The organism is Thermodesulfobium acidiphilum, from assembly GCF_003057965.1.
In the GTDB taxonomy this organism is placed as follows: domain Bacteria; phylum Thermodesulfobiota; class Thermodesulfobiia; order Thermodesulfobiales; family Thermodesulfobiaceae; genus Thermodesulfobium; species Thermodesulfobium acidiphilum.
In genome coordinates this window covers 1,073,445-1,086,784 of record NZ_CP020921.1, presented here as the reverse complement: position 1 = coordinate 1,086,784, position 13,340 = coordinate 1,073,445, and the positions used below count along the sequence as shown (strand labels likewise).

Here is a 13,340-nt window from a genome sequence, read left to right as displayed (position 1 = left end):
CTTTGAAATTAAAAAATATATTCACTATCAAGGAGTAAAATGAATGGACAAATTTAATCGAAGGGATTTTCTTAAGTTTTCCTTTGCTAGTGCTGCAATGATGGTATTCGATGGCAATGTAGCTGTGCCAAAGGTTGCCTATGCAAGCATACCCTTTAAACTGAAGGATACCAAGGTTACAAATTCTGTATGTATTTATTGCGGAGTTGGCTGTGGTCTTTTAGTCTATTCAAAGGGCAGTAAGGTAGTAAATGTCGAGGGAGATCCTGACAATCCGAATAGTGAAGGTGGTCTTTGTGCAAAGGGTTCTACCTGTTTTAGCGTTTACGATAGTCCACTTAGATTAAAAAAACCAATGTATAGGGCTCCTGGTTCTGACAAGTGGGAAGAGAAAAGCTGGGATTGGGCTATTTCTGAGCTTGTCAAAAGAATCAAAAAAACCAGGGATAGTTCATTTATAAAGACTTCAAACGGAGTAACTGTAAATAGAACTGAGGGACTTGCTATGCTTGGCGGAGCATCTCACGGAACAGATGAATGCTATCTGTTTTCTAAGTTTGCCAGGGCGCTGGGCATTGTATATTTGGAGCATCAGGCAAGAATTTGTCACTCTTCTACTGTTACTGCCTTGGGGCCAAGCTTTGGTAGAGGGGCAATGACAAATTCCCTGATAGACGTAAAAAATTCTGATGTGATCATGATATGTGGTGGAAATCCTGCCGAAAATCATCCTGGCAGTGCGAGATACATTAATATATGTAAAGAACGCGGTGGAAAAGTCATTTCTGTGGATCCTCGATTTACTAGAACTTCTGCACTTTCAAATATCTATGCACAAATAAGGCCTGGAACTGATATAGCCTTTTTCGGAGGTTTGATAAACTACATTATTCAGAATAATAAATACCAGGAAACTTATGTAAAACACTATACAAACGCTTCTTATCTTTTAAAGCCTGAATACAACTTTAAGGATGGATACTTTTCAGGATGGAATATGATGAGCAAAACGTATAATTATGAAAGCTGGGCTTATCAAACCGGACCAGATAATAAGCCTTTAAGAGATATGACCCTTCAAGATCCAAATTGCGTGTTTCAAAAAATGAAATTGCATTATTCCAGGTATACGCCTGAAGTTGTAGAAAAGGTTACAGGTATAAAAAAAGAGACATTCCTTGAAATAGCAAAGTTATATAGCTCAACTGGTGCGCCAGATAAATCTGGCACATTGATGTATGCGATGGGATTAACTCAGCATACAATTGGTACACAAAACATCAGAGCTTTTTGTATTATTCAACTTTTGTTAGGGAACATAGGTATGGCTGGTGGTGGAGTGAATGCTATGAGAGGGGAGACCAATGTCCAGGGTTCTACTGATATGGCTCTTCTTTATAACTCATGGCCTGGTTATTTGGCCGCTCCCAACGAGAAACTTCATCCAAATTTTAAAGAGTATCTAAAAAAAATCACACTTCCTGATTGTTATTGGTCTAATGCACCAAAATTTGCTGTTAGCATGCTTAAGGCCTGGTTTGGAGACGCAGCTACAAAAGAAAATGATTTTGGCTATGATTGGCTTCCAAAGTGGTCCAAACCAGCTTCATGGATGTATATCTGGGATAATCTGTATAAAAATGAGGGGATAAAGGGAATGATGATCTGGGGGCAAAATCCACTAGTATCAAGCCCTCTTGGTGATAAAACTGGTAAAGCTTTAGAAAACCTTGAGTGGCTTATGGTTGCAGATCTTTTTGAAACTGAGACTGCAAATTTCTGGAAGAGGCCTGGAGTAGCTCCAAAAGACATAAAAACTGAAGTCTTTATGTTACCAGTTTCATCGTTTGTTGAAAAGGACGGTTCAGCTACTAATACTTCTAGATGGCTTCAAATGAGATATAAGGCAATAGAACCTATGTATGAATCAAAAGAAGATATGGTTATTTTAAATAAGCTGGTTATTGGTCTAAAAAAACAGTTTAAAGACGATCCTTCTACTCCTTCACCTGAAGGCATACTTAACTTAACATGGGGTTATGGTGGAGATAAGTATGATATCGATTCTGTTTTAAAAGAGATTAATGGTTTTGAGGTTGCTACAAAAAAACAGTTAGTTAGCTTTGCTGCTCTTAAGGATGATGGATCTACAGCATGTGGTTGTTGGATATATTCAGGAGTGTACCCACCGACTAGAAATTTAGCCGCAAGAAGAAAACCTGAAAAAGAGGGAATAGGGCTTAACTCTGAATGGGCATGGTCATGGCCTGTAAATAGAAGAATTCTTTATAATAGGGCTAGCTGTGATCTTGAGGGTAAACCCTGGAATTCAAAACTAACTGTTATTAAATGGGATGCTGCCCAAGGAAAATGGACAGGTCCAGATGTACCAGATTTTCTTCCAACAAAGGCACCTAATTCTCCAGGTGGAGATGCCCCTTTTATTATGATACCTGAAGGTGGAGGAAGGCTCTTTGTGCCTTCAGGGCTGGTTAAAGATGGTCCCTTTCCTGAACACTATGAACCCATTGAGGCTCCTGTGAAAAATCTTTTAAGTCCTGTACAAAATAATCCTGTAGCTATAATTTTCAAATCAGATGTTGATAAGTACGCTCCTTTAAACGATCCAAGATATCCACATATATGTACTACTTATAGATTGACTGAACACTATCAAAGTGGAAGTATAACCAGGAAGATCCCGATTTTGGTTGAAGAAATGCCACAGGTATTTGCTGAAATAGATCCTGAATTAGCAAAGAAACTTGGAATTAAAAATGGAGATAAAGTGGAGCTTGAATCTATTAGAGGAAAAGTAAAGGCTCAGGCATGTGTAACATCCAGATTGCAACCAGTTATAATTGATGGCAAAAAGTTTCATATAGTAGGCATACCATGGCATTGGGGTTTTGTAGGAATCGATCCTGACAGTGGTAAAAATGAATCTTTTTCAGCAAATCTCATGACTGAAAACGTAGGAGATCCGACCTCTGAGATCCAGGAATCAAAAGCTTTGATGATTAACTTGAGGAGGGCTTAAAATGGAAAGAGTAGCCTATATGTTCGACTCTTCTAAATGTATGGGTTGTAGAGGTTGTCAATCTGTTTGTAAACAATGGAACGATCAGAAGACCGATCCTACGACTTTTACAGGTTTTTATACTAATCCCCCAGACTTGAATCCACATACTCGTATGATTATAAACTTTTATGATGATTTTACTGAAGGACAGAACTTTAACTTTTTAAAATATCAATGCTTTCATTGCGGAGAACCTGCTTGCGTCAAAGCTTGCCCAAGTGGAGCTCTTTTTCAGGCAGAGAACGGAATAGTAGCTTTTGATGACAATAAGTGTATAGCATGTGGATATTGTCACAGCGCATGTCCCTTTGGAATTCCTCAAATTGGAAAAGTTGTAAATAAATGTGATATGTGTTATTCAAGAGTTATTGAAGGCAATAAGTCTGATGAGACCTCTATTCCAGCTTGTGTAAAGGCATGTTTAGGTGGAGCGCTTTATTTTGGCAAAAGAGATGAACTTGTAAAACAGGGGAAAGAAAGAGTCGAAGTTTTGAAAAAAGAAGGGTTTACAGAAGCCAATCTTTATGGTGAAAACATACTTGGGGGACTAGGAGTATTATCTATACTTAAATATGAACCTGAAAAATACGGTTTGCCAAAAGATCCTGTCTTTCCAGTAAATACACTTATCTGGAAAAACATAATGCATCCGCTTGGTCTAGTTATGTTAGGTGGCGCTGCTGGTTTGGTATTTCTTCACAGACTTATACAAGCTGGGAATAAAGGAGGTGACCAATAATGGCTAAGAGGATGATTGAAAAACACAAAAAAGCTACGCGAATATTTCATTGGTTACATCTTATAACATTTATAATCATGTTATGGACTGGTTTATCATTATTTTATCCTTTGATGAACGCTATGAGCTTTCCATTTGGGAGCCTTAGAAATGCTGCTTTTGTTCACAAATATCTTGGCTTTTTTTACCTTTTGCTGCCTCTTTTGTATGCAGTATTTAATTTGAAATTGTTTTCAGGTTTTATAAAATTAATTAGTACCTTCACACCTGAAGACAAAAAATGGATGAAAGTTTTTGGAGGATATCTTTCTCCAATCATAAAGGCAAAGGAAATACCTCCACAGGGCAAGATCAATGCAGGTCAAAAGCTTTTAGGTTGGATAATAATTATATTTTCATTATGCCTTGGATTTACAGGTTCAATGATGTTTTTTTATGCATCATTCCCAGGTTATTTAATACAGATAGCAATTATTATACACGTTTTTTGCGGCACGTTTTTAGGATCGGCAATTATTGTTCACTTTTACCTTGGAGCAATTAATCCTAGTTCTAGAAAGGAACTTGGCACAATGCTTGGTAATGGATTGATCGATGAAGAGTATGTAATGAAGCACAATGCTTTGTGGTATGAAGAGTTAAAGAAGTAAAAATATTTTTTTAATAGATGTTTAAGCTTCTGAGACTTTGGATACTAAAGATCTCAGAAGTTTTTTTATGAGTAAATAGCTCTAATTGGATCTACATCTGCAGCTCTTTTTGCTGGTATTGTTCCAAATATGACTCCCATTAGAAAAGCTATAAATATTAGTGGAATTAAAACGTTGAAGGGGATTACAAAAGGCATTTTAGTAATTAAAGTTATTATAAAAGTTATTAATAGGCCTATTAATACACCAGAAATTGTACCAGAACCAGAAAGTATTGTTGCTTCAATAAAAAACTGAGTCAAGATATCTTGTTTTGTAGCACCAAAGGATTTTCTGACACCTATTTCTTTGGTCCGTTCTCTTACTGCGACAAGTAAAACAGCAGCAATCCCTAGCCCACCTATAAAGACAGCAATCATGGCTAATGCTACTGTAAGGTTATCAAGTGTTTGAGTAGACTTAGTTTGTGCTGCAATTATGTCGCTTTGATCCTGAACTGTAAAATCATTTTGTTGCCCATCTGTAAGTTTATGATTTTTCCTTAGTATTTTAATTACCTCGTCTTTATATGAACTCATAAGATATTCTTGTGGTGCGCTAATGTAGATATTATTAATATACGTAACGTTTAGAACTCTATCTAGAGCTGTGTCAAGAGGAATAATTATCTGATTATCTTCATCTTGTCCACCAATATCAATTCCTACCGGATCCTGTATTCCTATAACTCTAAATGGTATATTATTTATAAAAATTGTCGCATTTAGAAGTTGTTCTGGGATTGCATTTAGGTTTTGTATTACTGTTCTACCAATTATTGCTACTCTTTCACGAAGTCTATTTTCTCTAGAAGTAAATTCTCTTCCTATACTAACTGTGTAACCTCTTACACTAAATAGGCTTGGAGTTGCACCTATAATGGTAGTTTGTGTGCTATAATCAGAGAATTTTACTGTAAATGTTTTTTGCTGTGTTGCTGCGATTTTTGCATTTGGTAAATCCTTTTTAATGATTTCATAATCCAAGGGGGTAAGAGTAGTTACATTTCCGACCTGATGTGGTCTGTTTCCCATTATTTTGAGTTGCCCAGCTGTAACTACTATCATATTACTGCCCATACTTTTTATTTGTTCAATTGTCTTTTCTTTCACTCCAGAGCTGATACTTGCTATTATGACAGTTGCGCTTATACCGATTAAGAAACCCAAAATAGCAAGAATTGATTTACTTTTTCTTCTAGAAATACTTCTCAATGCTTGTGAAAAATTAATGAGGAAATTGTTCATCTTTGTAAAACTGCTGCTGGATCGTATGAACTAGCTTTTATTGCAGGTTGGATTCCTGCAATTAACGCTATTATTGTAGATACGCTAAATGCGACAAGAAATAAGAGAGGGCTAATTGAAACGTGAATTCCTGTTAAATGTTCCATTATTATTCCAAGTAAAGCTCCCAAGGTTGCTCCAAAAATTGAACCAATAATACTAATCACAAATATTTCAAGGAAAACTTGTATTACAATAAGCGATTTTGTAGCTCCAAATGCTCTTCTGAGAGCAATTTCTTTTTCTCTTTCAGAAATAGATGCCTGCATTATATTCGAAACAACGACAGAACCTATAATTATTGCAACTATTGTCGAAACAACTAAAAAAATATTTAAGGTTGAGTTTATTTTGTTTAAAAATTCCATCACCTTATCAGGGGTTATGATTGTAAAATCATCTGGAAGGCCCGATGTAGTAAGTTTGTGATTATATCTTAGAATTGTACTAATTTCATCTGCTACAACGTTTATGTTAGTGTCCGGTGCAAACTTTATTCTCATCATTGTAATGTATGTCTGGTTCAACATTCTTTTCATCATCGTGTTAAGAGGGATTACAATTCTATTGTCTCTATCAATTCCATTCGGTGTAGTACCAAGCGAAGTTAATACTCCAATAACTGTAAATGGTGTGGTGCCAATTCTAATAAGCTTGCCAAGCGGATTTTCCCCCTGAAATAATTGCTTTGCAACTGTAGTTCCAATTACAGCTACTCTTGACATAGAAGCATTTTCTCTTTCGGTAAAAAATCTCCCTTCAGCTACATTCCAATCCCATGCGGTAGTGAATGATGGTGTTGCACCAGAGACAATTGTGTCTATGTTTTGTGCTCTATATTTTGCGTTCATATTACTGTTTGCTTCAGGATCTATTGCTACAATGCCGCTTATCTGGTCTTTGATTGATTTGACATCATCTAATGTCATGGTAGTATACCTTTGAAATGGTTGCCCGGGTTGTCTTCTGCCTCCAGCAAAAACTATAATGGAAGTTGGACCAAATTGTTGAAGGGTTTCGTTTACAAGCTGTCTTGCACCAAGACTTATTGAGGTTACTAAAGTAATTACAAGGATACAAAGAGATATACCTGAGATCATAATAAAAACCTTTAAGCCCTGTTTTAAGTTTATCTTAATCGCTGAAGAAAGAATTTTTATAATCATGGATTGATCATATACATTTTTTGCAATTCTTCTTGAGCAGATTTGGGATTTTTAATAATATCTTCTTTAAGCACTTTACCAAAGCTAAGAGTAATTACCTTTTTTGTAAAAAGCGCAATTTCAGGAGAGTGAGTAACCATTAATATTGTAATGCCTTCTTCATTAAGTTTTTGAAAAACTGACAATATTTCCATGCCAGATTGTGGATCAAGGTTACCTGTTGGCTCATCGGCAAGAATTAACTTAGGATTATTGATAAGAGATCTTGCTATAGCTACTCTTTGTTGTTGGCCGCCTGATAATTCAGACGGATAAAAATTTAGTCTTTCTCCCAAACCTACTGTTTCAAGATACTTTTTAGCTCTGTCTCTTATATCTGGTGGAGGATTTTTTGCATATACAGAGGGGAGTAAAACATTTTCAATTGCTGTAAGATCAGGTAAGAGATGAAATTGCTGAAATATAAAGCCTATATATTGATTTCTCAGATGAGCAAGTTCATTATCTGATAATTTGGAAACCTCTTTGTTATCCAGGAAATATCTTCCTCCTGTAGGTCTATCTAACAGTCCTATTATGTTCATTAGAGTTGTTTTTCCGCTTCCAGATGGTGCCATAATAGAAGCAAATTCACCTTTGTTGATAACAAAGCTTATGTCTCTTAAGACAACTGTCTCAAGAGTACCAGATTTATAGACTTTTTGTATATTTTCTAATTCTATAATTTTTTCGTTCATTTTATCTTTTTTAACAAGTTTTCTGGAATATCTCCAACAATTACTTTATCTCCTTCTTTTAAGCCGCTGGTTATTTCGGTATAGTCTAGATCTGAAATGCCAGTCTTAACTATTCTCTTTTCAAATACTCCTGGACTTGTTTCCACAAAAACCACAGTTTGATTACCAAATGTCTTAAGAGCAAGATTAGGTACTGCTAATACATCTTTCTTCTCCTGAACCTTGATGTTTACGTTTGCAGTCATTCCTGGCCTCAAAAAATGTTCAGGATTTGAATCGATTTTTATTACAGTTGTGTAGTAAACAACGTTACTTACTACAGTTGAAGTTGGATATATTGCTGCGACTGTTCCAGTAAAAGTTTTGTTAGGATAAGCAAGAACCGTAAATGTAGCAGGCATTCCCACCTTTACTTTACCGATATCTGTTTCGTCAATTGAAGCGTCTACTTCCAGCTTATCGAGGTCATCAATTGTTACAAAGTTTGGCGCATTCAATCCAGATACTACTGTTTCTCCCTGGTGCGTTGTAACTGCTGAAACCATTCCGCTTATTGGAGCTGTAATAGTACAGTATTCAAGGTTTGTCTGTGCAGTATTAACAGCTGCCTTGGCAGCATCAACTGTTCCTTTTTGAGCTAGATAGTTTGCTTTTACACTGTCGTATTTGTCCTTTGAAATAAGTCCTTCTTCGAATAATTTGGCATATCTTTCATAGTTTATCTTTGCATAATTATAGTTACTTAGTGCTGCTTGATAATTTGACTTGGCTTGTTCAAGAGCAGCTATTTGTGGCCTTGGGTCAATTTCTGCTAAAACCTCTCCTGCTTGAACGACACTTCCTACTTGTACGTTTAGTTTTATAACCTGTCCTGTAACCCTAGCTCCCACGTTAATTTGAGCGCCAACTTGTGGATTAATGGTACCTGTTGAATTTACCACTTCTGTAATAGTTTTTCTCGTTACCTGTGTTATTTTAACTTCTTGCTGCAATTTTTTTAGGTTGTTCATATATGTATTATAACCGTACAATATAATTGTAAGAATAATTATTAAAGCGGTAATTATGGCTATTACTTTCTTTTGTTTAAAGAACTTTAACATCTCTCCTCCTTATGTAATAATTTGCTTTCTAAATTAGTAATTTTCAATATTGAAAAATTTTACACCCAGATCTCTCTCCAGGGTAGCAAGGCTAAGATAATAATTATATTCATTTATAATTCTTTGATTTTTTGCCGCAATATAGTTATTTCTAGCTGTTGTAAGATCAATTATAGAATTTAAACCCTCTTTATATTGGGCTTCATTTACTTTTAGATTCTCTTCAGCACTTTTTACTGCAGCGTCAGATAACTCAAACGTAGAATAAGCGTTGTTTAAATTCAAAATATCTGTCCACACAGCTAGTTTTACTGAATCTTCTAAATTATCTTTTGTTTTTATCAAATAATTAAGGGTGTCCTGTTCCTGTCTGATTTTCGAAATGTTTTGTCCACCGTTGTAAAAGGTTACCGTTGCGGTTATGCCGTAGAACCATGAATAGTTTTCAGGTGGAAATTTACTATCACTTCTTGAATAATCGGCAACAAGATTAATTTTAGGGTATAAAGAACTTTTAAGGTTTTTCAGAGTATAATTTGCAACATCAATACTTTCTACGATGGCTGCAATATCAGGTCTATTTTTTATTGCAATGGAAAAAATTTGATCTGCAAAGCTTGTTGATATAGATTTAGGAGAATTCTTATAAGCTATTTGAGATATTGTAAAACTTTTTCTAGGGTCATAACCTAATACATTTGCTAAGTTTGCAAGACTCACGTTAATTTGATTTTTAGCGTTTAAAAGTGAAATTTTAGCGTTTTGGACTTCAACTTCTGCGGAGAGAACATCTGATCTGGCAACTAAACCTACGTCAAATTCAGATTGAGTGTATTTTAAAATTAGATTGGCAAGGTTTAAACCTTCTTTAGCAGTATCATAAAGTTGTTTAGCAGATAAAACGTTTAAATAACTTTGTTTTACCTGATATTCTATTTGTCTGAGAGTATCAAGATATTGCTTTTCGCTTTGCTTGTACGTGTGATAAACACTTTGTATATATGAATTTGTTGCTCCAAAATCATAAAGAAGCTGATTTGCATTTAAAGAATAAGAAAAATCATCTTTTGAACCATAAGACGCATTATTTGTTGACATAGTCCTAATTCTTTCGTAGTTAAGAGAACCTGTAATATTTGGCAGTCTGTATCCTAAAGCTTGAATATACGTTTCCTTTGCAGATTGCATCTGATAATATTGTGCTTGAAGAGTTTTGTTGTTTTCTTTTGCTATTTTGAGTGCATCTTCAAGAGTTAGTATGTTTGTTTCGTTTGAGTCAGCTGCGTAGGATGTTGGTAAATTTGGTGATAGGCTGTAAATAAGTAGAGATATCAAGAATAGTAAAAAGCTAAATACGATCCTTTTAATATATTTATTTTCCCTTGCTATTAATGACATTTATATTAACCTATATTTATATAGGAAGTTTCTTTCTTTATTAAGATAAAGTTCTTCTAAACCCTTGATTATATGATAAGATGTGTGAATAACAGGTGTGATGAGTTTGTTTTTTACTCCTCTGTGATAGAGTTCTCCAAGAGTAAATTCTAATTCTGTTTTCTTTTGTCTTAAGATATCAACAGACATTGATACTCTTAAATCCCTTAGTCCCCTTGTTTCAAGTTGTTTTGCTTTCCCATTTAAAATTTCTGTAGCTTCATCTTCGCTAAGCATAGTGGTTAAACTAATTACCTCTAGCCCCTTCATATCGAAAAGCTTTACTCCCTCACTTTCTGCAATAACTTTGCCTTCTTTTAGAGCATCCAGAAAAACTTTACAAAGACTCTTTGAATTCCATATCATATGGTATGGAAGTAAAGTTAAACAACCTACCGCTGCCCCTGCGCTATAAAATACAAGCTTATTCCAAACGAGACCGTATGGATCGTTTTCAATGTTTGTAGGAAAATTAATGTTAGCAAAAGTTTGAGATAAATTTTCAAGAAATTTTGCAGAGGGGTTTGTTTTTTCGTATAATGAAAGCCATATAAAACCCGGTGAAGTGTATTTGACAGCTCCTTTGTCGGTAAAAGTTGCGCCTATGGTACATGCAGAAGAGATGGCTTTATCTTTACCTATGAAATTTATCAGCTCTTCTTCCTTTTTGATGCCGTTTTGAAAAGAAAGCGCATAAGAAATGTTTGATTTTATTTCTCCAAGGGCATCATAATAATCCTTTGTAGAAAATGATTTTACAACAACAATTAATAGATCAAACTTTTCATTTTTGATTAATTTTGGGTCGCTAAATGCTCTAACGTTTTTATAATTTTTTGTGCTTTGTGGGGTTATAACCTTTATTCCATTGTTATTTATAAAATCTACGTTTTTACTAAATCCAAATAGCTGAACTTCATGTTTTTCTGATAGATAGGCTGCAAATAGCATTCCTAAAGCTCCCGTTCCAGCAATCAAAATTTTCATAACTATCACCTCTTCATTAAAGATACGTAAAAAAAAAAGTATAAGTAACAGGGTTATTCTAACATTTTAATTTATTTTTGATTTAAAATAATATTTAATAATTTAAGTTTCTAGTCAAATCCTGTAAAAAAAATCTTATTTTTGGAGGTTAAAAAATGAAGATTGAATATTTTGGTCATTCTTGTTTCGTGTGTGAAACAAAAGCTGGCACAAGATTTATGTTTGATCCGTTTAATGAAAAGGTAGGTTATCCTTTACCTTCTGTTCCAGTTGATGTGGTTTTTATATCTCACGATCACTTCGATCATAATGCGGTTAACGTTGTTAAAGGTAACCCAAAGGTATTTAAAAATGCTGGAAAATTTGAGTTTAAAGACCTTTCTATCGAAGGTCATCAATTTAATCATGATAATAACGGAGGAAAGGATAGGGGGAAAATAGTTGCTTTTAAAATAATTGCTGATGACTTAAGCCTTGCTCATTTTGGTGATTTAGGGGAGGTGCCATCTAAGGATTCTTTGAAACCATATGAAAACCTTGATTTGCTTTTGATTCCTGTAGGTGGGTTTTATACAATTGGGTCAGATGAGGTAATGAGAATTGTAGACATTATTAATCCAAAACAAGTTATTCCAATGCACTATAAATTGACCGGAAATGAATTTCCGATTAAAACGCTCAATGAGTTTTTATCAGTGTGGAAATATAGTATAAATAAAATTAACTCAAGTAAATATGAAGTGATACCTGGAAACAAAGAAAAAGAGCTGATTGTTATGAAAGCAGTTTTTGAAAAGTAAACTATTTTTCTTCACCCCATAATTTTTGTAATCTCTCTTTGATTTTCTTTTCAAAACCTACATCCGATGGGTAATAAAATTTCTTATTTTGGGATAGATACCTTTGTCTTACAAAGTGTTCTGGAAAATCGTGAGGATAAAGGTATCTATTTTTTAAATCTTCTGTATGAATATTTTTGAGATGTTCAGGTATTTTTAGTATTTCCTCATCTTGAATGGATTTTTTTGCTTTATTTAGTGCCATGTATGCACTATTGCTCTTTGGTGCACAGGCAAGATAGACTGTGGCATGAGCAAGGTTTATTTCTGCTTCTGGGAGCCCTACGAAATTTATTGCATCGAGTGTAGCTACAGCAATTGTTATAGCGTATGGATCAGCCATGCCTATATCTTCAGATGCAAGTATTATAAGTCTTCGAGCTATAAATCTTGGGTCTTCACCTGAATTTAGCATTAGGGCTAGATAGTAAATAGCTGCATCAGGATCGCTACCCCTTATGGATTTAATAAAAGCAGAAATTGTATCATAGTGCTGATCGCTAGATTTATCAAACAATAGTTTTTTTTCAATTATTCCATCCAGGTCGTTTTTTGATAGTTTTATTGTATCTTCTTCTGAAGATTCTACAATTAGTTCAATTATTTTTAACAAATATCTTGCATCCTTTTGGGCGAGATTGATTATTAATTCTTTTGTTTGTAAATCGAAAATAATTTCTTTATTTTTGGACTTTTTATAATAATTTATTGCTCTATCAAATAGTTTACCAAGGTCATCTTTACTAAGTGGATGGAGTGTAAGTAATAGCGATCTTGAAAGTAGTGGTTTAATTATATAAAAAAATGGATTTTCAACAGTAGCTCCTACAAATCTGATACTATTGTCTTCTAGAACTGGAAGTAGAGCATCTTGTTGAGCTTTGTTCCATCGGTGAACCTCGTCTACAAAGAGTAAGGTTTCTATACCTCTTTTTTTATCTTCTATTGCTTTTTCTATAATCTTTCTTAATTCTGGTACTCCACTAAGAACTGCATTTAAGGTTTCAAAGTTAGCTTTTGAATAAGAGGCAATTATTCTTGCAAGAGTAGTTTTTCCTACTCCTGGTGGTCCATATAAAATTACACTCTTTAATTTTGCATTTATAATACTTTTATAAATGGTGCCATCTTTTCTTAGCAGGTGGCTTTGCCCAAGGAATTCGTCTAAATTTTTTGGGCAAATAGCCTGAGACAAAGAAAGTTCACTTTCAAATAAGTTTTCCATATTTTTATTTTATCAAAACAAAGTTATAATTTGCTTAATATTTCACTTAT

The 13,340-nt window shown here is 34.4% G+C and carries 11 protein-coding genes; 4 read left to right on the top strand and 7 right to left on the bottom strand.

Going from position 1 to position 13,340, the window contains the following annotated elements:
- Positions 1-43 precede the first annotated feature (43 nt).
- Genes fdnG through TDSAC_RS05510 form a run of 3 tightly spaced genes read left to right on the top strand, consistent with a single transcriptional unit; the run spans position 44 to position 4,471 of the window.
- Positions 44-3,040 (top strand): formate dehydrogenase-N subunit alpha, encoded by a 2,997-nt coding sequence (fdnG, locus tag TDSAC_RS05520; RefSeq protein WP_108309257.1) that lies wholly within the window; start codon positions 44-46, stop codon positions 3,038-3,040.
- Position 3,041: 1 nt separating this feature from the next.
- On the top strand, positions 3,042-3,821 hold the full coding sequence (locus TDSAC_RS05515) for a 4Fe-4S dicluster domain-containing protein (RefSeq protein ID WP_108309256.1): 780 nt from the start codon (positions 3,042-3,044) through the stop codon (positions 3,819-3,821).
- Positions 3,821-4,471 carry a formate dehydrogenase subunit gamma gene (locus TDSAC_RS05510; RefSeq protein WP_108309255.1) on the top strand — a complete coding sequence of 217 codons (651 nt, stop codon included), beginning with the start codon at positions 3,821-3,823 and terminating at the stop codon, positions 4,469-4,471. Before TDSAC_RS05515 ends, TDSAC_RS05510 begins: the two co-directional genes overlap by 1 nt.
- A gap of 65 nt (positions 4,472-4,536) precedes the next feature.
- On the opposite strand, the gene TDSAC_RS05505 is transcribed toward TDSAC_RS05510, so the two are convergent.
- The 6 genes from TDSAC_RS05505 to TDSAC_RS05480 all read right to left on the bottom strand — a co-directional run bounded on the left by TDSAC_RS05505 (position 4,537) and on the right by TDSAC_RS05480 (position 11,226).
- Positions 4,537-5,757, bottom strand: coding sequence for an ABC transporter permease (locus TDSAC_RS05505; RefSeq protein ID WP_108309254.1), 1,221 nt, complete (start codon positions 5,755-5,757; stop codon positions 4,537-4,539).
- Complete coding sequence (locus TDSAC_RS05500; protein ID WP_234405730.1) at positions 5,754-6,896, bottom strand: ABC transporter permease; 1,143 nt, start codon at positions 6,894-6,896, stop codon at positions 5,754-5,756. The genes TDSAC_RS05505 and TDSAC_RS05500 overlap by 4 nt, the downstream gene beginning before the upstream one ends.
- 62 nt (positions 6,897-6,958) lie before the next feature.
- Positions 6,959-7,699, bottom strand: a complete 741-nt coding sequence (locus TDSAC_RS05495; RefSeq protein ID WP_108309252.1) for an ABC transporter ATP-binding protein — start codon at positions 7,697-7,699, stop codon at positions 6,959-6,961.
- Complete coding sequence (locus tag TDSAC_RS05490) at positions 7,696-8,802, bottom strand: efflux RND transporter periplasmic adaptor subunit (RefSeq protein ID WP_108309251.1); 1,107 nt, start codon at positions 8,800-8,802, stop codon at positions 7,696-7,698. The genes TDSAC_RS05495 and TDSAC_RS05490 overlap by 4 nt, the downstream gene beginning before the upstream one ends.
- A gap of 33 nt (positions 8,803-8,835) precedes the next feature.
- Positions 8,836-10,200 (bottom strand): TolC family protein, encoded by a 1,365-nt coding sequence (locus TDSAC_RS05485; RefSeq protein ID WP_108309250.1) that lies wholly within the window; start codon positions 10,198-10,200, stop codon positions 8,836-8,838.
- Positions 10,201-11,226: a ketopantoate reductase family protein gene (locus TDSAC_RS05480; protein WP_108309249.1), complete on the bottom strand. Its 1,026-nt coding sequence runs from the start codon at positions 11,224-11,226 to the stop codon at positions 10,201-10,203.
- 155 nt (positions 11,227-11,381) lie between these two features.
- On the opposite strand from TDSAC_RS05480, the gene TDSAC_RS05475 reads away from it, so the two are divergent.
- Positions 11,382-12,026 (top strand): MBL fold metallo-hydrolase, encoded by a 645-nt coding sequence (locus TDSAC_RS05475; RefSeq protein WP_108309248.1) that lies wholly within the window; start codon positions 11,382-11,384, stop codon positions 12,024-12,026.
- Between the two features lies 1 nt (position 12,027).
- Here the strand turns inward: TDSAC_RS05475 and TDSAC_RS05470 are convergent, their stop codons facing one another.
- Positions 12,028-13,290, bottom strand: a complete 1,263-nt coding sequence (locus tag TDSAC_RS05470; RefSeq protein ID WP_108309247.1) for a replication-associated recombination protein A — start codon at positions 13,288-13,290, stop codon at positions 12,028-12,030.
- Positions 13,291-13,340: the final 50 nt, after the last annotated feature.